Origin of the sequence: Gulosibacter chungangensis (assembly GCF_008831155.1) — a bacterium.
In the GTDB taxonomy this organism is placed as follows: domain Bacteria; phylum Actinomycetota; class Actinomycetes; order Actinomycetales; family Microbacteriaceae; genus Gulosibacter; species Gulosibacter chungangensis.
The window spans coordinates 92,245-114,149 of record NZ_WBKB01000004.1; the positions used below are offsets into that span (position 1 = coordinate 92,245).

Below are 21,905 nucleotides of genomic sequence, written 5' to 3' on the forward strand. Positions count from 1 at the left end.
CCCTTGATCTTTCCTCGCTAGCCTCGGAACAGTGGCGTGAGTGATCGGAGGCCAGCGTGACCGAACTTGCCATCGAGGCGCGAAAGCTCGTGAAGACCTTCGGTCGCTTGCGTGCCCTCGACGATTTCAATCTGACGGCCCCTACCGGGCAGATCACCGGCTTCCTGGGCCCCAACGGCGCGGGAAAATCTACCGCGATCCGGATCATGCTGGGGATGCTGCGGGCAACTTCCGGCGATTGTCGCGTCCTCGGGCAGGATGCCTGGCGGGATGCTGTGGGGATCCACAGTCGGGTGGCATACGTTCCGGGGGATACGAGTCTGTGGCCGAACCTCACCGGTGGCGAAGCGATTGATTTGCTGCTGCGGATGCGCGGCAATCGGCATCGACAGCGCCGGTTGAGTGAGCTCATCGAGCGTTTTGAACTGGACCCGAAGAAAAAGGCGCGGACCTATTCGAAAGGGAACCGGCAGAAGGTTGCGCTGATCGCCGCGCTCGCGGCGGATGCGGAACTCTTCGTATTCGACGAACCAACCTCGGGCCTCGACCCGCTTATGGAAGCGGTCTTCACCGAAGAGGCTCGAGCGCTCCGGGATGCGGGACACACGATCCTACTCTCGAGCCACATTCTCGCGGAGGTGGAGAAGCTCTGCGATTCGGTGACCATCATTCGTGCCGGCAAGGCTGTTGAAACGGGCACGCTCGCGCAGCTGCGGCATCTTACGCGCGCCACGGTGCGGGTGCACACATCCAGGCCTGCGGATGCATTCGCGAAGCTCGCCGGGGTACATGATCTCAAGGCACAGTCGGGTCAGGTGCAATTTGATATTGACGGGGGACACCTGGCGGCGCTGCTGGGGGTGCTCGCCGAGGGCGGTATCGAGAATGTCACCATTACTCCGCCTTCACTCGAAGACCTCTTCCTGCGTCACTATGGCGATCGCATTGCGAGCGAGGCGAATAGCGAATGAGCCACGCGGCGAAGACCACGGAGGTTGCCGGCGGGCCATTCACCGGGCTCGGCGCACTGCTGCGGTTTCGCTTGCGACTGGATCGGATCCGCATCCCCGTGTGGGTATTCGCCATCGCCCTCGGTGTCTGGGCCTCGGTGCTCTCGCTCGACGAGGCGTATCCAACGGCTGAATCCTTGCAAGCTCGAGCGGCACTGCTAGGAAACCCCGCGACTGTGCTGATGACCGGGCCCGCGTTCTCCCTCGAGCACTACACCTTCGGTGCCATGGTCGCCAACGAGCACTACCTGTACGTACTCATCACCGTGGCCATCATGTCCATTCTCTTGACGGCACGGCACACCCGCGGAGAGGAAGAAGCGGGCCGGCTGGAACTGCTGCAGGCGCTCCCGGTGGGCCGTTTTGCATCCGCCGCGGCCGCGCTGCTGGCGGTGGCGCTGGCCAATCTCCTCATCGGTGTGGGGACCGCGGCTGGGCTCATTGCCGCGGAGATGGCCGTGCTGGATTCGGTAGCCTTCGGGCTTGGAACTGCGCTTATCGGCATGGTGTTTGCGAGTATTACCCTGCTGGTCGCACAGCTCTCGGAACACGCACGCACGGTGGTCGGGGTCTCTTCCGGAGCCCTTGCCGCGGCCTTCCTCGTACGTGGGGCCGGTGATGTTCTCGAGAGCCAGGGCTCGTGGCTGTCCTGGTTTTCACCGCTCGCCTGGGCACAGCAGACCCGAGTGTTTGTGGACCTGCGGTGGTGGCCGCTGCTTGCCGCCGTCGCGCTCGTGCTGGTGGCACTGGGGATCGCATATCTGCTGGCGCGCCGCCGTGACCTCGGTGCGGGATTCGTGGCTTCCCGATCGGGGCGACTCACCGCATCCGCTTGGTTGATGGCACCGTGGGGACTCGCCGATCGACTGCTGCGCACGAACGCCATCGTGACAACGCTGGGGACCATGTTTTTTGGTGTCGCGATGGGCTCGCTGGCCACAAATCTGGACGATTTTCTCGCCGAGAACCCGGCACTGAAAGACTGGATTTCGATTGAAGGAAGTGACCTCACGGGAGAGTTCGCGGGGGTCATCCTTTCCTACGTCATGCTCGCGCCGATCATTCTCGCGGTGGCTGCGGTACTGCGCCTGCGCGCGGAAGAGGATGCGGGCAGGCTCGAGGAGCTGTTGGTCGCGGGTCGTTCGCGCAGCGGCTTCCTGGCGGGTTGGCTCGGCGTGGTCGCGGTGCACACGGTGGTCGCGACGATGCTCGTTGGCGTGAGTGTGGCGGTGGGCGTGGGAATCGGCAGCGGTGAACCCGAGCGCGTCGGCGAACTGGCGATTGCGACGATGCTGTACCTGCCCGCGATCCTGGCCATTGCATCCCTCGCGGCCGCGCTCTATGGGCTGCTGCCGCGGGCGAGTATCTTGGCGTGGCTGCTGGTGATTTGGGTGGCTGTGGTGCTCTTTCTCGGACAGCTTTTGCGACTACCGGACTGGGCGATGGATATTTCGCCGCTCACGCACGTACCGAACTATCCCGTTGAATCGGTGGCTCCGCTGCCGCCTGTCATATTGACGGCGCTGATGTTGCTATTTGTGTTGCTCGGCTTCGGGGGATTGCGTCGACGGGACATCGGCGCGTAATGAAGCGACATAGGTTTCGCGTGCGGGTTCAGTCCATGACAGATTGGTGCAATTGGTATTGACGCATGTGGAGGGCACCGTGACCGAACCGACCGAGGTCGTGATCGTTGAAGGCGATATCGAGCAGCGTGATTTCGAGCGAGACGATATCGAACAAGACGTGCGGATCGTTGAGCCCAACTATGACTGGGACGGCTACGGGTTCGAGACCCGCCAGGTGCACGCGGGGGAGCAGCCCCGCAATGACTTCGGTGATCGAGTGGTGCCGATCCACATTAGTAACGCCTTCCGGTTCGATTCTTTTCAGCACACCTGGGATCGCTTCAGCCTCGAAGATGAAGGCCAGCTATATTCGCGACACCTCAACCCCACCGCCGAGGTCGCCGAGCAGAAGATTGCCTCACTCGAAGGTGGTACCGGGGCGGTAGCGGTGGCCTCCGGCACCGCGGCGATCAGCTCGGTGCTCTTCGGTCTGCTCGAAGCGGGCGACCACTTTATCTCCACCGCGAGTATCTACAGCGGTACGCAGACCATTTTCAACCGGGCGATGAAGCGTCTCGGGGTGAGCGTCGACTACGTCTGGGACTGGCGCAATGAGCAGGAGTGGGAAGCACTCATTCGCCCCGAGACGAAGATGATCTTCACCGAGACCATCCCGAACCCGAAAAACGACATCACCGATGTGGCGGCAATCGCGAAAATTGCCCATCGGCACGGCATTCCTTTCGTTGTCGACAACACAGTTGCGACACCGTATTTGATCCGCCCCATCGAGCACGGCGCCGATATTGTGGTGCACTCGGCCACGAAGTTTCTTGCGGGCCAGGGCGCGGGCCTCGCCGGGCTCATCGTCGACGGCGGCCGTTTTGACTGGACCTCGACCGGGGACCGCTATTCGCTGCTGACCGAACGCCAGTCGGCTGCGAGTCCCTCGTTCTTGGAGCGCTTCGGCAATGACCGCGCGTTTGCCAATTACCTTCGCCAGACTGCCGTCAACGACATCGGCCCGTCAATCTCGGCCTTCAACGCTTTTCTGCTGCAGCAGGGGATGGAGACACTCTCGCTGCGCATGGAGCGACACGTCGATAATTCGGTTGCGATTGCGAAGTGGCTGGTGGGCAAGCCCGGCGTGGAGTCGGTCGACTATGCGGGGCTTCCGCACGGTATCGATAGCGAACTCGCGCAACGGCTCTACGGCGGCCGCACCGGTTCGGTCTTCGGGGTGACGGTCAAGGGCGGGCTCGAAGGTGCCCGTACCTTTATCGACAACCTGCGGGTGTTCTCGCGGATGACCAATATCGGTGATGTGCGATCGCTCGCGATCAACCCGCGCACCTCAACGCACAACGGTTTCAGCGCGGAGCATCGCGAGCGACTCGGCATTCACGACGGGCTTATCCGGCTGTCGATTGGTATTGAATCGGTTGCCGACCTCATTGCGGACCTCGAGCAGGCCCTCGCTGCGGTGGTCCGTCAATTCGGCCCGTAGTCGCCGAGTAATTGCGGCCAGGGCGGTGCCTTGGACAGGTGGCTTCGCGCGGGATGCTTCGGGCAGGACGCACAGCGTAGCTGAGCCCATGCCGAGAACGTTTGTTGAAAACGCACAGAGCTGCTCGGATTAATCACTTGCGGGTTACCCTGGGCTCATTGGGAACATCCGGGTGCGGCCGTGTTCGCATCCGCCCGGGGAGGCAGATCAATGACTGATCTCAACGCGCTGGCGTACGAGCATTTGCTGGCCGCTCGCGAGGGCGAACGCGGTCGAAGTGCAGAACTCGTGCTGCACGACGGTGAGCTGCGTCAGTCACTCATTGCCTTGACCGAGCACTCCGTGTTGCCGGAACATAATTCGCCACCGGCTGGCAGCATCCAGGTCTTAGTTGGTCGAATCCGCGTGGCGACGGGACAGGGCATCCAGCGTGACATTCGTGCCGGGGAGCTGTGGTTGCTTTCGCACGAGCGCCACGAGGTCACCGCCTTGGAAGATGCCGCGTTTCTGCTGACCACAGTGACCGGCGTCGGACGAGATTCATTTTCATGAGGTGAGGGGCGATGAGAGTCGTGTCAGAGCCACAGGGGTACCGCCGGCGAGGTGCCGATGCACAGCCTACGGTTCAGCACAACTACGATCGGGTCGTCCGTGACCAGCAGCTCGCGCTGTCGAAGATGCGGGGGATTTGGGAGCGTCGCCCGCGCAACGTGCCACACGCCGAACGAGCAGTCGCACACCTCATGGTGGAGCATCGCATCCCCATCGAAACCGTCACCGAAACCCTCGGGCTGTCGTATGTGCGCGTGGTTCGGATTCTCAAGCGCGCCACCGGCAGGATGCCGAGTGCACTGGCGATCACCGAAGCTCGCGCAGCCGGGGTAATTGGCCAAGAAGACATGATCACGCTGCTGTCGAACCGCGAATATGACGCACCGATTTCTAATGGCACCAGGCCCGGTACGGCGGCCCACGATGAGATTGATCTGCGGCAGCGCCCCAACAGTGTCTCGGTGCTGCAGCAGGCCTATTTTCGGGGGTTGGTGACGCAGGGAGAACTGTGGTTGATTAGTGACAGCATCACGATTCGGAAGTGGCGCGAATAACGCTCGACCGCTACTGCGCGCTGGGCGTGAACTCCATGCTTACTGAGTTCATGCAATAGCGGTCACCTGTGGGGGTGCCGAAGCCGTCGGGGAACACGTGCCCGAGATGAGAGCCGCATTTGGCGCAGAGAACTTCGACTCGACGCATTCCGAGGGAGTTGTCCTCCACGTGCTTGACCGCTTCCTGGCGCAGTGGCTCCCAGAAGCTGGGCCAACCGCAGCCCGCATCAAATTTGGTCTCGGCTTTGAAAAGCTCGTTGCCGCAAGCGCGGCAGGAGTACACGCCTGGGCGTGCCTCATCCAGTAGCGGCCCGGTCCAGGGGCGTTCGGTCGCGGCCTCGCGAAGCACCTGGAATTCCTGCGGGTTGAGAATCTCTCGCCACTGCTCGGTGGTGCGCTCGATTTCATAAGTCATTTGGGGGAACTCCTCTCGCGATCCATCAGTGTACGCGCGTCAGTTGCAAAGGCTCAGCGGGTCCGGCCTATCCTCACTAGAGCGTCTCCACGAAGTTCGGAGACAATTCGGTTGTGGATCGCGGAAAGGGGAGCCGATGGGGAAGACAGCGCAGCCTGCTGAGACAGCGCAGCCTGCTGACCAGGCGAAACCCTCGCAGCCCCGCGATCTGACTGACCTCGAGCGACAAATCCTCGATTTCGAGGATGCGCATCCGAAGCACTCCCGGGCGAAAGAGGACGCGATTCGCACCGATTTTGGCTATTCCTCAACTCGTTACTATCAAATACTCGGTACGCTCATGGAATCACCGGTCGCGCTTCGCGAAAACCCGCTCCTCGTGAAACGGTTGCAGCGAATTCGTGACCGAAAACGTGCCCGACGCTACCGGTCGGCATAGACTTTCTCAGTCCGCTCGATCCCACCGCACCAGGAAAGACCCACCACGTGAAGTACCCCAAAGATCGTTTCGACGATTTCCCCGCCAGCCTGAAACGGCGCGGGGCGCACCGTGCGCCGCGTGGGCGGGGTTCGAAACTGGCGTCCTGGCTGATTGCACTGGCCTCCTTCGTCCTCTTGGTCGGCATTGGTGTCGGTGTGATGTGGATGATCGACCGGCAGGTGCAGTTCACTTCGCAGGCGGGAGACGAGGCCACAACCGAAACCACCCCCGCGGCAACGGAGGAACCCGAAACCACGCCCACCCCCACCGAACCGGAAGCGACGCAAGACCCCAATATCTCGGTGACCGTGCTCAATGGCGCGGGCGTCGGTGGCCTCGCGGGTGCGACTTCGGATCTGCTGACTGGTGATTCGTGGAATGTGGTTACCGTGAGCGATGCGGATTCTGCTGACTACTCGACCACGATCGTCGCCGTCGGCAGCGAAGCGGATCTCGGTGCGGCGTTGGGTGTTGTTGAGACGCTTGGTTTTGGTGAAGCGCAGGTCGACCCGCAGATTGCGAACGCCGGGGAGATTGTGGTGATTGCGGGCGCCGACGCCGCATCACTCGTAAACGGCTGAGTCCGGCTGGCGGTTTGCCACCCGTTCAGCTGCCGTTTGCACTCATGCCCGGTATCGGCACCGAGGCGTTTCCCTCAGCCAGTAGCTTGCCCCGTGCTGATATACGAGGGCGCGCAGGTGCCGGGAAGGCGATCGCTATGAGCACTGGGATCGTGAAGTGGTTCAATGCCGAAAAGGGTTTCGGCTTTATCACCGTCGATGAGGGTGGCGGTGATGTGTTCGTGCACTACCGCTCGATCGAGATGAAGGGTTTCCGGACGCTTGTCGAAGGGCAGCCCGTGGAATTTGAGATCGTTGCGGGCGAGAAAGGGCCGCAAGCCGAGCAGGTCCGGATGCTGGAAGCTCGCTAGCCGAGGCAATGGCAGCGAGCCGGTGACAGTGAGTGAGTTCGCCCAAAGCGGACCGAGAGACGCCTGCTTGCACTCTCAGGGTCAGAGTGCCAACATGGTCTTTAGCACTCGAATTAGCTGAGTGCTAATTTGTTGAACCGCCAATGGACGTCCTGAAAGGACGAAGTATTTATGTCGAAGATGATCGCCTTTGATGAAGAGGCCCGCCGCGGTCTTGAGCGTGGTCTGAACACGCTCGCGGACACCGTGAAGGTTACGCTCGGCCCGCGCGGCCGCAACGTCGTACTCGAGAAGAAGTGGGGCGCCCCCACCATCACGAACGATGGTGTCTCGATTGCGAAGGAGATCGAGCTCGAGGACCCGTACGAGAAGATCGGTGCCGAGCTCGTCAAGGAAGTAGCGAAGAAGACCGACGACGTCGCCGGTGACGGTACGACCACGGCTACGGTTCTCGCTCAGGCGCTCGTGAAGGAAGGCCTCCGCAACGTTGCTGCTGGCGCAGACCCGATCTCGGTCCGCCGCGGTATCGACAAGGCTGTTGACGCAGTTGTGGAATCGCTGCTCAACGGCTCGCAGGAAGTTGAGACGAAGGAGCACATCGCTGCTACCGCTTCGATCTCGGCAGCTGACCCGCAGATCGGTGAGATCATCGCCGAAGCAATCGACAAGGTCGGCAAGGAAGGTGTGGTCACCGTCGAGGAGTCGAACACCTTCGGCACCACGCTCGAGCTCACCGAGGGTATGCGCTTCGACAAGGGCTACCTCTCGCAGTACTTCGTAACCGACGCTGACCGCCAGGAAGCCGTTTTCGAAGACCCCTACATCCTCATCGCGAACAGCAAGATCTCGAACGTCAAGGACCTCCTCCCGGTCGTCGACAAGGTCATGCAGGCTGGTAAGCAGCTGCTCATCATCGCTGAGGACGTCGACGGCGAAGCACTCGCTACCCTAGTCGTGAACAAGATCCGCGGCATCTTTAAGTCGGCAGCCGTCAAGGCTCCTGGCTTCGGTGACCGCCGCAAGGCCATGCTCCAGGACATCGCGATCCTCACCGGTGGCCAGGTCATCTCGGAAGAGGTTGGCCTCAAGCTCGAGAACACCGACCTGGAGATGCTCGGCCGCGCACGCAAGGTCGTCATCACCAAGGACGAGACCACCATCATCGAGGGCGCTGGCGCTGCCGAGCAGATCGAGGGCCGCGTTGCTCAGATCAAGTCGGAAATCGCCAACACCGACTCGGACTACGACCGCGAGAAGCTCCAGGAGCGCCTCGCCAAGCTCGCCGGTGGCGTCGCAGTCATCAAGGCTGGTGCCGCAACTGAGGTTGAGCTCAAGGAGCGCAAGCACCGCATCGAGGACGCTGTCCGCAACGCGAAGGCTGCTGTTGAAGAGGGCATCGTCGCCGGTGGTGGCGTGGCACTCGCACAGTCGGGCGCTGCAGTTGACGGCCTCGACCTCCAGGGCGACGAAGCAACCGGTGCGAAGATCGTGAAGTGGGCGCTCGACGCTCCGCTCAAGCAGATCGCACTCAACGCAGGCCTCGAGGCTGGCGTCGTTGCAGAGCGCGTTCGCAACCTCGAGGCTGGTCACGGCCTGAACGCCGCAACCGGTGAGTACGTTGACATGGTTGCTACGGGCATCCTCGACCCGGTCAAGGTAACCCGCTCGGCGCTGCAGAACGCGGCTTCGATTGCAGGTCTCTTCCTGACCACCGAAGCTGTTGTTGCTGACAAGCCGGTTCCGGCTGGTGCAGCACCGGCTGGTGACCCCACCGGCGGCATGGACTTCTAAGTCTCATTCACGGTTCACACAGCGGGCGGTACCCTTTGGGCACCGCCCGCTGGTGCATTTCCGGGAGAGGCATTCTTGGGTGATGCACTGCCGGGCGACGCACTGCCGGGCGACGCACTGCCGGACGCTGCACTGCCGGGTGATGTACCGGCGACCCAGCCGCCGCCTAAACCGCAAAGAGGCGGATAACGTCACCTTCCGTGGTGCCATAGTGCTCGGCGGCCGCACCGAGCGCGGTGTTGATCTGCTGGATCGCCTCTTCCACTTGAGTCTGCACGCCACGCCACTGCTCGACCGCATTGAGGAAGGCAAGTGAACCCTGTCCCTGCCAGCTCGATTCGAGCGTATTGAGCGTGGTGGTCAACTGTGCCGAGTGGGTTTGTACGGCGTCGATCTCGGTGTATGCGGTCGACATGGTCGAGGACATCAGATCTGAATCTACGGTGAACTTTGCCATCGCTTGCTCCTTTGGGTTGCTCCTCGCCTGCGCACCTCACGCGGGCGATGAGATCACCGTAGGGCGAGCATCCACTCGCGGGCATGACAAGGCCCTCGGGCTGTGGGTAAGTGGGTATCCACAGCCAAGATGCATGCCAGGCCTGACTCGCCGGGCCTGACCTGCCGAGCCTGGCCTGCCGAGTCTGACCTGCTGAGCCTGCCCTGCCGAGTCTGCCCTGCCGAGCCTGAAGACGCAGCGCGCAAAAGGGCCCCATCGCAATGATGGGGCCCTGCAGTGCGGCGTTGCCTAGTGATTCGTTAGCTGCTCGTCAACCGGTGGCGCGGTTAGCAGCGGGAACTTCAGGCGGAAGGTCGCGCCGCCACCGGGAGTGTCCACGACATCCACGGTGCCTTCGTGCGCCTGCATGATGGCGGATACGATTGCCAGGCCAAGCCCGGTGCCGCCCGTGTCACGGGCTCGGGAAGTGTCGGCGCGCCAGAAGCGCTGGAAGATCTTCTGTCGCTCCTCTTCTGTCACGCCATCGCCGTGGTCGATCACCTCGATAATCGCGAGCTTGCGCGGCACATCCACGACGACGCCCAACTCGAGGGGGCTGCCTTCGGGGGTATAGCGCAGCGCGTTGCCGACGATATTCTGAATCGCCTGGCGCACCTTGTCGCTGTTGCCGTAGATCATCGCGGGGATATCGCCCTCGTCGCCGTCATCCTCGTAGGGATCAGCGGCCATTTCCACTGGGGCAACGAGCTGCGGTTCCGGGGCAAACTCGGTGGTTGCCGCGACGGTGTCGGTTTCGGTAGCTGCTTCCGATTGATTATTCCGACGGATGCGTGGCAACTTCAGTGCCTGGGCGAGGCGACGGCGACGCGAAGTACGTTCGCCGGTTGCCGAGTCATCACTCGCCGAACCGTTGTCTTCAAGCGATTGTCCGGAGAGGGCGGTCGCGTCAAGCAGCGTGTTCGTGGTTTTCGGACCAGGGGAGCCGGGCCGACCGAACGCACTCTCTGCAGGGTCGTATTTGCCGTCACCGGGCAGCACCACGATCACGGGCATGACGCTGACGGTGCGGCCCGGCGCCTGCGCGGTGGTATCCATGGCAGCGTCCTCGGCCAGCGGCTCAAGGTCGATGACGTCCTTCGGCATTTCACGGTCCTCGTCGAGGCGCGCAAGCTGCAGCAGGTCCTCCACGAGGCCCCCCATGCGCTTGGCCTCGCCCTCAATACGGTCCATCGCACCGTCGACCTTTTCCTCGTTATCGAGCGCCCCCATCCGGTAGAGCTCGGCATAGCCGCGGACGGTAACCAGGGGCGTGCGAAGCTCGTGGGAGGCGTCTCCGACGAAGCGGCGCATCTGAGAGATAGTGCGATCTCGTTCGATCAGTGCCGAGTCGATTCGACCGAGCATTGAGTTGAGCGCTCGGGAGAGCCGCCCGACTTCAGTATTTGGCGTGGACTCAGGCAGTCGCTGATCGTAGTCACCGGCCGCGAAGGCCATCGCGGTGGACTCCACCTTGCGCAGCGGTTGCAGCGTGGCCGAAACGAGCAGGCGCGTCAGCGCGGCCGCGAAAATAAGCACCGACAGACCGAAACCAAAGAAGATCGCCAGGAAGCTCGCCATGGTCGCGTTCACGCTCGACAGGGGCATCGCCACGACCAAGGTGCCGTAGACCTGATCCGCCTGGTACTGGTCCTCGCGGACGGTGACCACCCGCCAGGGCGCACCTAGGCCATCCCGTATCTCCGAGATGAGATAGGAGGGACCATCCGGATCCCCGGGCACACCCACGGCGATATCGGTGGTGTCCGGAGCCAGCGATCGGGGCCTACCCGTCCAGTTATCGACGAGCAGGCGCCCGTCATCGTCAACAATGGCCACGTAATACGGCTGCGGGGCAGTACGGATGTGCTCAAAGGTGAACTGGCCCGTATTCGCTTCGCTGCCTACGACCAGTGAGGGGTCGGCGGCGATTGAGCGCAGGTTCGCATCGAGTTGACCGACCAGGGTTGGGCGCAACAGCAACGTGGTGCCGGTGCCCGCCACGATGAGTGAGAAGGCAAGCAGCACCACGTTGACGATGGTGAGCTGATTGCGAAGGGAAAATTGGTCCCAGCGCGGGAAGCGCTTGGCCACAGGCAATTAGACCTTTGCGCCGGGAACCTTGAGCATGTACCCGAAGCCTCGTTTCGTTTGGATGAGCGACTCGCTCGTGTGCGCATCCAACTTGCGGCGCAAGTAGGAAATATAGGACTCGACGATTCCCGCGTCTCCGTTGAAATCGTATTCCCAAACGTGGTCGAGGATCTGCGCCTTCGAGAGCACCCGGTTGGGGTTCAGCATGAGGTAGCGCAGCAGCTTGAATTCAGTCGGGCTGAGGTCGATCGGTTCGTCGTTAATGAACACCTCGTGGGTGTCCTGATCCATGGTCAGCTCGCCCGCGCGGATCACCGCTTCCTCTTCAGTCTGCATCGTGCGGCGCAGGATCGCCTTAATGCGCGCGACAATCTCATCGAGGGAGAAGGGCTTGGTGACATAGTCATCGCCACCGGAATTCAGGCCCTCGATCTTGTCGTCAGTGGAATCCTTCGCGGTGAGGAAAAGGATCGGAGAAACATAGCCGGAGGCGCGCAGCCGCTTGGTCACACCAAAACCGGACATGTCGGGGAGCATCACATCGAGCACGATCAGGTCGGGCTCCTCGTCGATCACTGCGGCAATGGCTCCAGCGCCGTTGCCGACGGTGCGAACCATGAACCCGGCAAAGCGGAGGCTCGTCGAAAGCAGTTCGCGAATATTTGGCTCGTCGTCAACAACAAGGATCTTGGGTCCGTCAGTCATACAGACAAGTATTGCCGCTTCTGGCTGAAGGCATGCTGGTGATCATTCCCAGGTTCCCTGATGAGACGGTAAATTCATAGCTCCGAGATAGCCGATTCATAGACTTCAAAACGGCTTTGAAGCCGCTGCGAGGTGTTCGGTGTGCGATCACACCGCCGCGGTGAGCGATTCCGCATCGAGGATCGAGTACGCATAGCCCTGCTCGGCAAGAAAACGCTGGCGATTCTGCGCGAAGTCCTGATCGACGGTCTCGCGCGAAACAATCGTGTAAAAGGATGCGGAAACGCCTGTCGAGGACGGCCGCAGCAGACGGCCCAGTCGCTGCGCCTCTTCCTGCCGGGAACCATAGGAGCCCGAAATCTGGATCGCGACCGAAGCATCCGGCAAATCCACGGAGAAATTCGCGACCTTGGAGACCACCAAAATCGGTGCATCCCCGTTACGGAAGGCCTCGTAGAGCTCCTCTCGCTCGGCATTCGGGGTCTGGCCGGTAAGCTTCGGGACGCCGAGTTCTTCGGCGACCTGATCGATCTGGTCGAGGTACTGCCCGATGATGAGGATGCGCTCCTCGCGGTGCTTTTCGACAATGTGCCTCATCACCTCGAGCTTGGCCTCAGCAGTGGCGGCGATCCGGTAGCGGTCCTCATCGGCGGCGGAAGCGTACTCCATCCGCGTCTCGTAGGGCAGATCCACGCGGATCTCGAAGCACTCGGCGGGGGAAATGAATCCCTGCGCTTCAATTTCCTTCCAGGGAGCATCGAAGCGCTTAGGACCGATCAGCGAGAACACATCACTCTCGCGGCCGTCTTCGCGCACGAGCGTCGCAGTGAGCCCGAGGCGTCGGCGGGCCTGGAGGTCAGCGGTGAGCTTGAACACCGGTGCCGGCAGCAGGTGCACCTCGTCGTACACGATCAGCCCCCAGTCGAGCGCGTTCAGCAGTGAAAGGTGCGCATATTCTCCCTTTCGCTTCGCCGTGAGGATTTGATAGGTCGCAATCGTGACGGGCTTGACCTCTTTGGTGTCTCCCGAGTACTCGCCGATTTCGTCCTCCGTCAGGGAGGTGCGGCGCAGCAATTCGGCACGCCACTGCCGTGCCGAGACGGTATTGGTCACGAGGATGAGGGTGTTCGTGTCGGCAGCGGCCATCGCCCCGGCCCCGACGATGGTTTTTCCCGCTCCGCAAGGGAGTACCACGACGCCCGAACCACCCTCGAAGAAGTTATTCACGGCATCCCGCTGGTACTCACGCAGGGACCAGCCGTCCTCATTGAGGTCGATCTCGTGGGGCGTGCCGGGGGTGTATCCAGCGAGGTCCTCGGCAGGCCAACCGAGCTTCACGAGCTGCTGCTTCAGCGAACCGCGGGCCCAATCCTGTACCCGGTAGCCACCGTGGATTGGCGCCTCGAGCATCGGGGCGACCTTCTTATTGGTCGCAATCTGGCGAATGATGGCTTCGTCATCGGAGTGGATGACGAGGCCCTCGTCATCGCGGTCAATGACGAGTTTGCCGTAGCGGTCAACTGTCTCGCGCAGGTCATAGGCCACCGAATCTGGCACCGGGAACTTGGCGTACTTATTCAGGGTCTCGAGCATTTCATCGGCGGTGTGCCCGGCTGCCCGCGCATTCCACAGGCCGAGCCGGGTGATCCGATAGGTGTGGACGTGCTCGGGAGCACGCTCGAGCTCGGCGAAGATTGCGAGTTCGTGACGGGCATCATTGGCGTCGGGATGCGCGACCTCCAGCAGGACGGTTCGGTCGCTTTGCACAATGAGAGGTCCAAGAGCCATAAGGGTTAATTGTACCGACCCGGATGCGGCACAGTCGCGCTCAGCGCGAACGGAGCCCGCAGACCTGCGGCTGGACTGTGCGGTGCCGGCAAAGTCGCCATCCTGGTGTAGAAAGCACGAAGACAGCGCCTGGTCCGGCAAACTCAGTCATCGATGGCGAGGATGGAGCGCATCGGAAGGGTCCGCTCAACATCGGCGTCCAGATCGAGCGCGCGCAGCCGCTGGCCCCCAACAGAGAGGGGCACCAGCCCGAGCGAGACCGGATCCTTCCCGGGCACTTCAATCGAGACGTGCACCTCCGCGCGATTGCGGCGGGCGATCTCGAGCCGACGCTGCAGCCAGGTGAGCCGGTCATCGGCGTGATCACTCGCAGCGGCCTGCTCGGCGAGGTTCGCCGCGGCTCGAGCGGCGATCGGCCCGGGCTCGGGATGCTGTGGTTCGGCGAGCTGTTGATCGTGAGGGGGGAGCGGCTGGCCGTTCTCGTCTTCCAGGATCGCCGCATAGCGCGCATCCAAGAGCGCCGCATGCGCAACATGTGGTGAGACGCGACTGAGGAGGTCTGCTCCGCTCGGGCGAAGCGCGAGGGTGCCGAGGGCGGTGTCTACGGCGAGCGTATCGCGCAATTGCGAGTCCGCGACCACGATTCGGGTGGCAAGGCCCGTACCGAAATCCGCAGCTTGCACGCGAACTCGTCCGTGTGCGGCCGCGGTACTGCTGATGAGATAGTCCACCGGTTGGGGAATGCCAGTGAGCGAGATAGTGTCGAGGAACGAGCGGATTTCCGCTTCGCCCATGCCCTCATTCAATGCACGCATGAGCGAGGCCGAGGTGAGGCGATACTCGCTGGCAAGGGCACGACGCTCCAGGTCCGCGACCCGTCGCAGCTGCTGGTCGAGAATTCCGGATAGCGGCCCGGGCGCAAGAATCGTCTGATCCGGCTGAACATACACCTGCGAGATTTCTTCGGGCAGGTGGTGTTCGAGTAGTTCGGTGGCGGCAGCCAGATCGTCATCGAGCACGAAACCACCGAGCGGGGTGAGCCAACCTCGATCGGCGATGCCGAGTGCGGCCGCCGCGGCGAGCTGCGCCGCAATGGCATTCGGTAGAGTCACCTCGGCAGTGTCATCCTCGTCAAAACTGCTCGGTGCCTCGGCGGCATCCCGCCCGAACGACTCCCGGAGCGTGGCGAGCCGCTCAATAGTGAGTTCTCGCAGCCAGGCTTGCACGAGCGTGCGCCACCGCGTGCTGACCGGGAGCGAGCAAAACTCCGCTCCGGCATGCGTCAATAGCCACAGGTCCCCACGCGGCGTGATCAGCTCTGCCGCGTGCAACCAGCGATACAGCGCACTGACGACAGCGGAATCGGTTTCGAGCTCCGCGGAAAGTCGACGGATTTCGACGCCGCTGAGCCGAGCGTGCTCGCGGGTGCGACGCACGAGGCGCGGGGAAGTGGAAAGTAGCCAGAGGGCGTCGTTTGCCAGTTGCGCAATGTGCTGGGCGGATGCGGTTCCCGCCGCCGGTGTCACACTCTCGTCGGCGTCTTGGCTGGCTGCCAGTTGCGAATACGAGGGTACCTCGGGGAGCAACTGCGCCAACTGTTCCGCGGCCACAGGCAAAAGCGAACGCTCCGCGCCCTCGCCGATCGCAAGCTGAAGGTCCGCCGCGCGGCTGAGTGCATCCACATTCCCAAGGCGCAGGCCACGCAGCGTCGGCCAATCGAGGCGGCCGAGTGCCGCGGCAATATTGCTGGGAGCCTCGAGCCATTCGGCAAGATCGAGGAGGTCATCGATGCCCCGCGCATTGACTTTGCGGTCGTGGATCAGTCGTGCGAATCCGCGCTCATCGAGCGTTCGGAGCGAAGCCAGAATGCGTAGCGAATCGGGGACTGAAGACACGGGACGCGCTAGAGGTTCTTTTGCGCTTTCCGGTTGGCGATTACGCGCCAAATCACGAAGACTATGAGCAGGATGAGCGCCAGCGGGAAGCCCCAATAGGCAATGAAGACGCATGTGGGCCAGAGCCAGGAGTCGCTGACCGCGAAGTCAACTCCGAACAGTGGTGCAAGCAATACGGTGAACAACGCAATGAACGACAGCCCCGCCACGCCCACGGTGAGATAGGCGAGCAGGCGCTCGGCGAATGAGGCTTCAATTTCGTTCTGCGAAGTGGTCACCGAACCAGCTTAGTCGACTCGGTTACCGACATGGGTTGCCAGGTAGACTGCTGAGGTTGGAGATCGGCCCCGCGTTACGCGCGTGCATGTCGCGTGCGCGAGTGGGCCACGACGCTCCACCAACCAAGTTTTCCATGAGTAAGGACGACGCGCTCATCGAGTTGAGAGCGCACAAGGAGATGTGCCATGCCAACGGGCAAGGTGAAGTTTTATGACGCTGACAAGGGATTCGGTTTCATCCAGGGTGATGACGGTCAGGAAGTCTTCCTGCACGTCACCGCGCTGCCACCGGAAGTGACTGCGCTCAAGTCCGGTACCCGACTCGAATACGGCATCGCCGATGGTCGAAAGGGCGCCCAGGCACTTTCGGTGCGCGTATTGGATGCGCCAGCTTCGGTCGTGAAAATGAAGCGCAAGTCGGCTGACGACATGGCAGTCATCGTGGAGGACCTCGTGAAGGTGCTCGATAGGGTTGGCGGGCAGTTGCGTCGAGGCCAGTACCCGCCGGCCTCGACCGGCAGCAAGATCGCAGCGATGCTGCGCCGAGTGGCAGACGACCTCGATGCCTGAGTCCACCCCAAGCAGCGAGCCCGTTGCCGAAGTCGAGCCGGATAGCGCGGCCCGGGAGAGCAGTGCTGTTGAGAGTAGCTCCGTCCAGGGCAGCGCTGTCGAAGAAAGTGCCGCCGAGAACGGTGCTGTCGAGGAGGGCACTGCGGAGGACCTCCCCGTAAAGCGTGCTCCCGACCTCAGCGCCGAAGAACTCGCGACGGCGATCGAAATTGGGAAGACAGCCCTATACGAGATCACCGAGTTCAACTTCGTCGGTGATTTTCATGAGGCGGTGGCCGAAGACGACGAGATTTTCTCGCTGCGGTTTGTCTCTCATTCACCGGGGTTCCGCGACTGGTGGTGGACGGTCACGATGACGCAGGTCGCCGGGGCCGAGGCGCCGACCGTGCTCGAGTGCGGCTTGCTTCCGGGTGAGGATGCGCTGCTCGCGCCCGAGTGGGTGCCCTGGGCGAAGCGACTGGCCCGGTTCCGCGCCACGCACGATTCGCACGGCAACCCACTTCCGGAAGCTGACGCTGCTACTGAGGAAGAAGCCCCCGCGGCCCCGCGGATGCGCACCCGCAAACGCACCCGCACCCGGCTGCGTCGTCGCGGCGAGTCGAACAACACCGCTGCTGACTCCGGTACCGAGGCCGAAGCCTCGACGGATGGAACTGCATCCAGCGATGCGGCGGCGGAAGCAGGCGCGAGCGAAGCTGTGCAAGCGGGCGAGGCTTTGCACGCGAGCGAGGCTGTGCACGCGAGCGAGGCGGCGCGAACAAACGAGGCGGAGGCGGCAGCGGACCGGGCAACTGAGTCCAGCGCCACCCTGCCGGTAGCTGCGGACATCCGCGACTATGCCGAAGAAATGGATGAGGTGCTCGACGGCGTCACGTTTGAAGATGACGATGACACCGCGACCGAAGCGGATGCCGCGGATAGCGCATCCTGAACGAACAGCGCCCCCGACTTTAAGATCGGGGGCGCTGCGTTTTTGCGACTACCTCTTAGTCGAGTCGTTCGACCACGTAGGTAATGCAGTCGGCCAGACTCGAGACATCCAGCGGATCCACCGATGCGAAGGTGCCGATCCGCAGCTGGTTTCGGCCGAGCTTGCGATAGGGGTCGATATCCACGATGCCGTTTTCACGCAGAATCGAGGTGACGGCCTTGCCGTTGACCGAATGATCGAGATCAATCGTGACAACTACCTGCGAGCGGTATTCCTCTTCGCTTACGAACGGGTTCGACCACGGGTTGTGAGCGACCCACTCGTAGAGGAAGTTTGAAGACTGACGGGTGCGAGCATCCACGAATTCGAGACCACCGTTGTCGTTCATCCAACGAACCTGCGACTCGAGCAACGACAGGGATGCGACTGCCGGCGTATTGAGCGTCTGATCTTTCCGCGAGTTATCAATCGCGTGCTTGAGATTCAGGAACTCGGGAATGTACCGATCCGAGGCAGCGATGCGCTCGATGCGCTCGATTGCAGCTGGCGACACAATCGCAAGCCACAGGCCACCGTCCGAACCAAAGTTCTTTTGCGGTGAGAAGTAATAGACATCGGTCTCTGAGAGGTCGACGTCGATACCGCCTGCCGCACTCGTGGCGTCGATCATGGTCAGAGCGCCCTCTGCGGCGACACGCCGAACTGAAACCATCGCACCGGTGGATGTCTCGTTGTGCGGGGTTGCGTAGAGGTCGATGCCCTCGGCCGGTTCCAAATGGGCGACCGAACCGGCCGGAGCCTCGCGAACATCCGGTGCCGAAAGCCATGGAGCTGCCGCGGCCTTGGCGAACTTGCCACCGAACTCGCCGAATACTGCAGTCTGTGCACGCTGTTCAATCAATCCGAATGCGGCCGCATCCCAAAAGGCGCTGGCGCCACCATTTGCGAGGAGAACCTCGTAGCCATCGGGGATTCGATACAGCTGTGCGATGCCTTCTCGGATATCGTGGACAAGCTGCTTCACCGGCTGTTGCCGGTGCGAGGTACCGATCACGGTGGTGGCGCGATTCAAGAGATCGTCAAACTGCTGGGCACGCACAAGCGAAGGGCCGGATCCGAATCTCCCGTCTTGGGGGAGGAGGTCAGCCGGAATACGAATTTCGGTCATGTCGACCAGCCTAGAGCGATTGTGCGGTTTCTGATCTGTAGGCTTGCAGTTGGCGCTCATGCGCGATGTATTCGATTGACGATGCGAAGAAGGGAGGGGATGACGTGGCGGATCTCATCGACACAACGGAGATGTACCTGCGGACCATTCTTGACCTCGAGGAAGAAGGCATCACCCCGCTGCGCGCGCGGATCTCGGAACGGTTGGGGCACTCCGGTCCCACGGTTTCGCAGACCATCGCCAGGATGGAGCGTGACGGGCTCGTGGAGGTCGCTCCCGATCGTCGTCTGGTGCTGAGCGAAGAGGGTCGTGAAAAGGCAACGCGGGTGATGCGGAAGCATCGCATCGCCGAGTCACTCCTCGCCAATGTGATTGGTCTGGATCTCTCGCAGGTACACGATGAGGCCTGCCGGTGGGAACACGTCATGAGTGATGAGGCCGAAGAACGTATCTTTGATTTGCTCGGCCAGCCCACTCATTCGCCTTATGGCACCCCAATCCCGAGTTCTGGGGATGACAGTAAGTCGGCTCGGGATTCCTTTCTTGAAGGTGTCCAGGCGCTCAGCGATGTCGCGGTGGATGCTGGGCCGCAGGAAGTGCGTCGCCTCGGTGAGCCGGTTCAAGCGGATCTCGACCTACTCTCAATGTTGCATGGTGGGGGAGTCTTCCCCGGTGCATCCATCACGATTGAAAACGCGGGGCAGCGGTTCATCGTGACGGTGGTTGGACGAAATGCTGGAGTCATCATTCCGCGTGAAGCGGCCCAACACATCTACGTTTCGAAGTAGCGTCTGTGCCCCGAAGTAATGCAGAGCTGGGAGCATGGTCGGGTTTCCCGCCTTTTTCGGGCCCGATTTTTGGACTCTGGCGCAAGAGTTGCTGATGCTTGGCACGATTCTGTAACTCTTTGGAATTCGTGTAGTGTTGTCGAGGTTGCTTTCACAACCAGGTTTCTGACCCGCATTTCTGCGGGAAAGGGCCGGTCCGGATCTCGGGCTTTGCGGATCTGATCCGCGCAAACTCAATAGCAAAACTGTCCTCGTTATAAATCCGTAAGATTTTCGTCACCAAGACGTGACATTTCCGAGATCTTTCGTTACGCTCGTAGCTATCGACGAACACATCCGTGTTCAGATCATGTCGGGGCGTCGCAATCCCGCTCCTCGACATTGTTCATCCACAGCACTTTGTGGGGCGGGCGGCGATAGCCGGGCGACGTGGAGGGTCGAACTTTGGAACAAACCACGCTGACCGGCACTGCGCCGCTTACTCGTCGCCAGGCTCGTGAGATTGAGCGCCGCACCGGTGTTCGTCCCATCGCGGGCTTCGTGCCTTCGGGCGCTCCGAAGGACACCGGCGAAATCGAGCGCAATGAAATGGACGCGCTGGTATCAGTGCTCCCGACCGAACTCGTTGAGCGCGTCTCTGCACCGCTTGCCGAGGATGAGGTTGAAATCCCCGCAGCTTTTGACGCTCGCAGCCTCACCGTTCGCGCTGCTCGTCCCGCCGCACTGGTTGCGCAGCGACGTCGACGTGTTGCCGGTGGCTTTGCCGCCGCCGCATCGGTGACCGCTCTTGCAACTGCCGCACTCACCACCGTTGGTGGGCAGGGCGTAAACGTTGCTGCCGATGACCACCAGGCCAACCTGCTTTCGGCGACCACGAAGGATGCTTCGGAACTGCCGGAAGACGCGGTTGAAGAAGCCGCTGAGGTCGTCACCCCGGCACCGATCGAGGTGGACGCTAGCTCGACCTCGATTGAGAGCTTCGACGCTTCGGTCGTTCAGGCAGCTGCCACCGAGGTTGTTGTCGAGACTCCCGTTGAAGAGTCCACCGACTCGGAATCGGACTCATCGTCCTCGTCTTCGTCATCGAGCAGCTCATCTTCGAGTTCGACCAGCACTTCGTCGGCCTCCTATGAGCCCTCGGCACCCGGTGCAACGATTGCAGCGACCGCCGAAAGCTGGGTCGGGCAGGGTATGTACGGCCACGGAACCACTCCCAGTGCGTGGGACTGCTCGGGCTTCGTGCTTTACGTCTACGCACAGCACGGTATTTCACTGCCCTGGGGCGTTAACAGCCAGGCGGCCATGGGCACCGTTGTATCGGACCCGCAGCCCGGCGACCTCGTTGTATTCGGTAACGGCTACCACGTCGGTATTTATGTTGGTGGCGGTCAGATGGTGCACTCACCCGACTGGGGTCGCAGCATTGAATACGGCGGCATCAACTGGGACTCGCACTACTTCGTGCGCATCTAAGTTCAGTCATGAATTTTGCAGAACGCCTCGCTGTTGCGGGGCGTTCTGCTGCTTTCCGGGCTGTGACAGGTAGTGAACTTCAGAGTGAATTATTCGTGACGAGATCAGAGAAATACACCGCTGTGGTTCCGAACGGGAGTACTATCGCTTGCAGCACGCCAGACCAAGGACGTGGAGGCATCATGCGAGTCGTCGAGACCAACCCCACCAGGGTTGTGTGCGCCTGCTCGGGTGCCTGCAGTGGGTTTGAGCGTCATTTTTTCCACGTGATAAACATGGCTTTGCCCATGGGGGAGCACCGTAGTGTTCGTCCCGAGGCATTCCTCCGGCACCGTCTATTGACGGTGCCGTTCTCTGTTTCCGCAGCAAGCCTCGAGCCACGGGGCCCCAGGGAAGGAACCGTATGCGCACCCTCGTTCTAAATGCCGGCTATGAGCCGATTTCGATTGTGTCCGACCGTCGAGCGCTGGTGCTCGTGCTCGGGGGAAAGGCATCGGTTCTTGAGGCTGATGAGTCTCAGCCATTGCGTTCCATGTGTGAGGAGCATGCGCGGCCGCAGGTGATTCTCTTGCGTCACTATGTGCGCATCCCGATGGCGCGCCAGCAGCCGGTGTCGCGCAAGGGAGTGCTGCGACGTGATAGCCACCGCTGTGGCTACTGCGATGCCTTTGCTAACACTATCGATCACGTGCACCCGCGTTCTCGGGGTGGCCGTGACTCTTGGGAGAACCTCGTTGCCTGTTGCCTGCGGTGCAATAACGTCAAGGGCGATCGGACGCCGGAAGAGATGGGCTGGCGACTGCGTCGCCGTCCGGCTGCCCCTGCACCACAGCGTTGGCATTTGCGGGCTGCCGAACAAGTGGCTAGTGCACCGTGGGCTGCTTATTTGCAGGCAGCATAGGCATGCCGCGTG

General features: G+C 61.9%; 22 protein-coding genes. 14 read left to right on the forward strand and 8 right to left on the reverse strand.

Features of this window, described 5'->3' with window-relative positions; genetic code table 11:
- The first annotated feature begins 56 nt into the window (after positions 1-56).
- The 5 genes from F8O05_RS07630 to F8O05_RS07650 all read left to right on the forward strand — a co-directional run bounded on the left by F8O05_RS07630 (position 57) and on the right by F8O05_RS07650 (position 5,191).
- Positions 57-971, forward strand: a complete 915-nt coding sequence (locus tag F8O05_RS07630; protein ID WP_158052158.1) for an ABC transporter ATP-binding protein — start codon at positions 57-59, stop codon at positions 969-971.
- Complete coding sequence (locus tag F8O05_RS07635) at positions 968-2,596, forward strand: ABC transporter permease (RefSeq protein ID WP_158052159.1); 1,629 nt, start codon at positions 968-970, stop codon at positions 2,594-2,596. The genes F8O05_RS07630 and F8O05_RS07635 overlap by 4 nt, the downstream gene beginning before the upstream one ends.
- A 79-nt stretch (positions 2,597-2,675) precedes the next feature.
- Positions 2,676-4,085, forward strand: a complete 1,410-nt coding sequence (locus F8O05_RS07640) for an O-acetylhomoserine aminocarboxypropyltransferase/cysteine synthase family protein (RefSeq protein WP_318655812.1) — start codon at positions 2,676-2,678, stop codon at positions 4,083-4,085.
- Positions 4,086-4,295: 210 nt separating this feature from the next.
- On the forward strand, positions 4,296-4,637 hold the full coding sequence (locus F8O05_RS07645) for a cupin domain-containing protein (protein WP_158052160.1): 342 nt from the start codon (positions 4,296-4,298) through the stop codon (positions 4,635-4,637).
- Positions 4,638-4,648: 11 nt separating this feature from the next.
- Complete coding sequence (locus F8O05_RS07650; RefSeq protein WP_158052161.1) at positions 4,649-5,191, forward strand: hypothetical protein; 543 nt, start codon at positions 4,649-4,651, stop codon at positions 5,189-5,191.
- A gap of 10 nt (positions 5,192-5,201) precedes the next feature.
- Here the strand turns inward: F8O05_RS07650 and msrB are convergent, their stop codons facing one another.
- Positions 5,202-5,606 (reverse strand): peptide-methionine (R)-S-oxide reductase MsrB, encoded by a 405-nt coding sequence (gene msrB / locus F8O05_RS07655; protein ID WP_158052162.1) that lies wholly within the window; start codon positions 5,604-5,606, stop codon positions 5,202-5,204.
- Between the two features lie 136 nt (positions 5,607-5,742).
- Here msrB and F8O05_RS07660 point away from each other — a divergent pair, with 136 nt between their 5' ends.
- The 4 genes from F8O05_RS07660 (at position 5,743) to groL (ending at position 8,809) form a co-directional block, all read left to right on the forward strand.
- Positions 5,743-6,045 carry a DUF3263 domain-containing protein gene (locus tag F8O05_RS07660; RefSeq protein ID WP_158052163.1) on the forward strand — a complete coding sequence of 101 codons (303 nt, stop codon included), beginning with the start codon at positions 5,743-5,745 and terminating at the stop codon, positions 6,043-6,045.
- Positions 6,046-6,092: 47 nt separating this feature from the next.
- Positions 6,093-6,668, forward strand: coding sequence for a LytR C-terminal domain-containing protein (locus F8O05_RS07665; RefSeq protein ID WP_158052164.1), 576 nt, complete (start codon positions 6,093-6,095; stop codon positions 6,666-6,668).
- 137 nt (positions 6,669-6,805) lie between these two features.
- A complete protein-coding gene (locus F8O05_RS07670) occupies positions 6,806-7,018 on the forward strand; it encodes a cold-shock protein (RefSeq protein WP_158052165.1) in 213 nt (70 codons plus the stop codon).
- Between the two features lie 171 nt (positions 7,019-7,189).
- Complete coding sequence (groL, locus tag F8O05_RS07675; protein WP_158052166.1) at positions 7,190-8,809, forward strand: chaperonin GroEL; 1,620 nt, start codon at positions 7,190-7,192, stop codon at positions 8,807-8,809.
- A 166-nt stretch (positions 8,810-8,975) separates the two neighbouring features.
- On the opposite strand, the gene F8O05_RS07685 is transcribed toward groL, so the two are convergent.
- The 6 genes from F8O05_RS07685 to F8O05_RS14770 all read right to left on the reverse strand — a co-directional run bounded on the left by F8O05_RS07685 (position 8,976) and on the right by F8O05_RS14770 (position 16,062).
- Positions 8,976-9,266: a WXG100 family type VII secretion target gene (locus F8O05_RS07685; RefSeq protein WP_158052167.1), complete on the reverse strand. Its 291-nt coding sequence runs from the start codon at positions 9,264-9,266 to the stop codon at positions 8,976-8,978.
- A gap of 288 nt (positions 9,267-9,554) precedes the next feature.
- The gene (locus tag F8O05_RS07690; RefSeq protein ID WP_158052168.1) at positions 9,555-11,396 is read right to left on the reverse strand and encodes a sensor histidine kinase; all 1,842 of its coding nucleotides are present in this window, start codon (positions 11,394-11,396) and stop codon (positions 9,555-9,557) included.
- A gap of 6 nt (positions 11,397-11,402) precedes the next feature.
- On the reverse strand, positions 11,403-12,101 hold the full coding sequence (locus F8O05_RS07695) for a response regulator transcription factor (protein ID WP_158052169.1): 699 nt from the start codon (positions 12,099-12,101) through the stop codon (positions 11,403-11,405).
- A 147-nt stretch (positions 12,102-12,248) separates the two neighbouring features.
- A complete protein-coding gene (locus F8O05_RS07700) occupies positions 12,249-13,889 on the reverse strand; it encodes a DNA repair helicase XPB (protein WP_158052170.1) in 1,641 nt (546 codons plus the stop codon).
- 143 nt (positions 13,890-14,032) lie between these two features.
- Positions 14,033-15,784, reverse strand: coding sequence for a helicase-associated domain-containing protein (locus F8O05_RS07705; protein ID WP_192497083.1), 1,752 nt, complete (start codon positions 15,782-15,784; stop codon positions 14,033-14,035).
- Positions 15,785-15,792: 8 nt separating this feature from the next.
- Positions 15,793-16,062 (reverse strand): hypothetical protein, encoded by a 270-nt coding sequence (locus tag F8O05_RS14770; protein WP_192497084.1) that lies wholly within the window; start codon positions 16,060-16,062, stop codon positions 15,793-15,795.
- Between the two features lie 186 nt (positions 16,063-16,248).
- Here F8O05_RS14770 and F8O05_RS07710 point away from each other — a divergent pair, with 186 nt between their 5' ends.
- The gene (locus tag F8O05_RS07710) at positions 16,249-16,632 is read left to right on the forward strand and encodes a cold-shock protein (RefSeq protein ID WP_158052172.1); all 384 of its coding nucleotides are present in this window, start codon (positions 16,249-16,251) and stop codon (positions 16,630-16,632) included.
- Positions 16,625-17,563 carry a DUF3027 domain-containing protein gene (locus F8O05_RS07715; protein ID WP_158052173.1) on the forward strand — a complete coding sequence of 313 codons (939 nt, stop codon included), beginning with the start codon at positions 16,625-16,627 and terminating at the stop codon, positions 17,561-17,563. The genes F8O05_RS07710 and F8O05_RS07715 overlap by 8 nt, the downstream gene beginning before the upstream one ends.
- 55 nt (positions 17,564-17,618) lie before the next feature.
- Here F8O05_RS07715 and serC read toward each other — a convergent pair whose 3' ends face one another.
- Positions 17,619-18,731 carry a phosphoserine transaminase gene (gene serC, locus F8O05_RS07720; RefSeq protein WP_158052174.1) on the reverse strand — a complete coding sequence of 371 codons (1,113 nt, stop codon included), beginning with the start codon at positions 18,729-18,731 and terminating at the stop codon, positions 17,619-17,621.
- A gap of 104 nt (positions 18,732-18,835) precedes the next feature.
- Between serC and F8O05_RS07725 the strand changes: the two genes are divergently transcribed.
- The 3 genes from F8O05_RS07725 (at position 18,836) to F8O05_RS07735 (ending at position 21,893) form a co-directional block, all read left to right on the forward strand.
- Positions 18,836-19,519, forward strand: a complete 684-nt coding sequence (locus F8O05_RS07725) for a metal-dependent transcriptional regulator (RefSeq protein WP_158052175.1) — start codon at positions 18,836-18,838, stop codon at positions 19,517-19,519.
- Positions 19,520-19,963: 444 nt separating this feature from the next.
- Positions 19,964-20,992 (forward strand): C40 family peptidase, encoded by a 1,029-nt coding sequence (locus F8O05_RS07730; protein WP_158052176.1) that lies wholly within the window; start codon positions 19,964-19,966, stop codon positions 20,990-20,992.
- Between the two features lie 403 nt (positions 20,993-21,395).
- Positions 21,396-21,893, forward strand: a complete 498-nt coding sequence (locus tag F8O05_RS07735) for an HNH endonuclease (RefSeq protein ID WP_158052177.1) — start codon at positions 21,396-21,398, stop codon at positions 21,891-21,893.
- Positions 21,894-21,905 lie beyond the last annotated feature (12 nt).

Bases quoted from the DNA above. Each gene is read 5' to 3' on its own strand.
- F8O05_RS07635 (WP_158052159.1), top strand. From the start codon at position 968: ATGAGCCACGCGGCGAAGACCACGGAGGTTGCCGGCGGGCCATTCACC.
- F8O05_RS07645 (WP_158052160.1), top strand. From the start codon at position 4,296: ATGACTGATCTCAACGCGCTGGCGTACGAGCATTTGCTGGCCGCTCGC.
- F8O05_RS07650 (WP_158052161.1), top strand. From the start codon at position 4,649: ATGAGAGTCGTGTCAGAGCCACAGGGGTACCGCCGGCGAGGTGCCGAT.
- msrB (WP_158052162.1), bottom strand. From the start codon at position 5,606: ATGACTTATGAAATCGAGCGCACCACCGAGCAGTGGCGAGAGATTCTC.
- F8O05_RS07660 (WP_158052163.1), top strand. From the start codon at position 5,743: ATGGGGAAGACAGCGCAGCCTGCTGAGACAGCGCAGCCTGCTGACCAG.
- F8O05_RS07670 (WP_158052165.1), top strand. From the start codon at position 6,806: ATGAGCACTGGGATCGTGAAGTGGTTCAATGCCGAAAAGGGTTTCGGC.
- groL (WP_158052166.1), top strand. From the start codon at position 7,190: ATGTCGAAGATGATCGCCTTTGATGAAGAGGCCCGCCGCGGTCTTGAG.
- F8O05_RS07685 (WP_158052167.1), bottom strand. From the start codon at position 9,266: ATGGCAAAGTTCACCGTAGATTCAGATCTGATGTCCTCGACCATGTCG.
- F8O05_RS07695 (WP_158052169.1), bottom strand. From the start codon at position 12,101: ATGACTGACGGACCCAAGATCCTTGTTGTTGACGACGAGCCAAATATT.
- F8O05_RS07700 (WP_158052170.1), bottom strand. From the start codon at position 13,889: ATGGCTCTTGGACCTCTCATTGTGCAAAGCGACCGAACCGTCCTGCTG.
- F8O05_RS07710 (WP_158052172.1), top strand. From the start codon at position 16,249: ATGCCAACGGGCAAGGTGAAGTTTTATGACGCTGACAAGGGATTCGGT.
- F8O05_RS07715 (WP_158052173.1), top strand. From the start codon at position 16,625: ATGCCTGAGTCCACCCCAAGCAGCGAGCCCGTTGCCGAAGTCGAGCCG.
- serC (WP_158052174.1), bottom strand. From the start codon at position 18,731: ATGACCGAAATTCGTATTCCGGCTGACCTCCTCCCCCAAGACGGGAGA.
- F8O05_RS07735 (WP_158052177.1), top strand. From the start codon at position 21,396: ATGCGCACCCTCGTTCTAAATGCCGGCTATGAGCCGATTTCGATTGTG.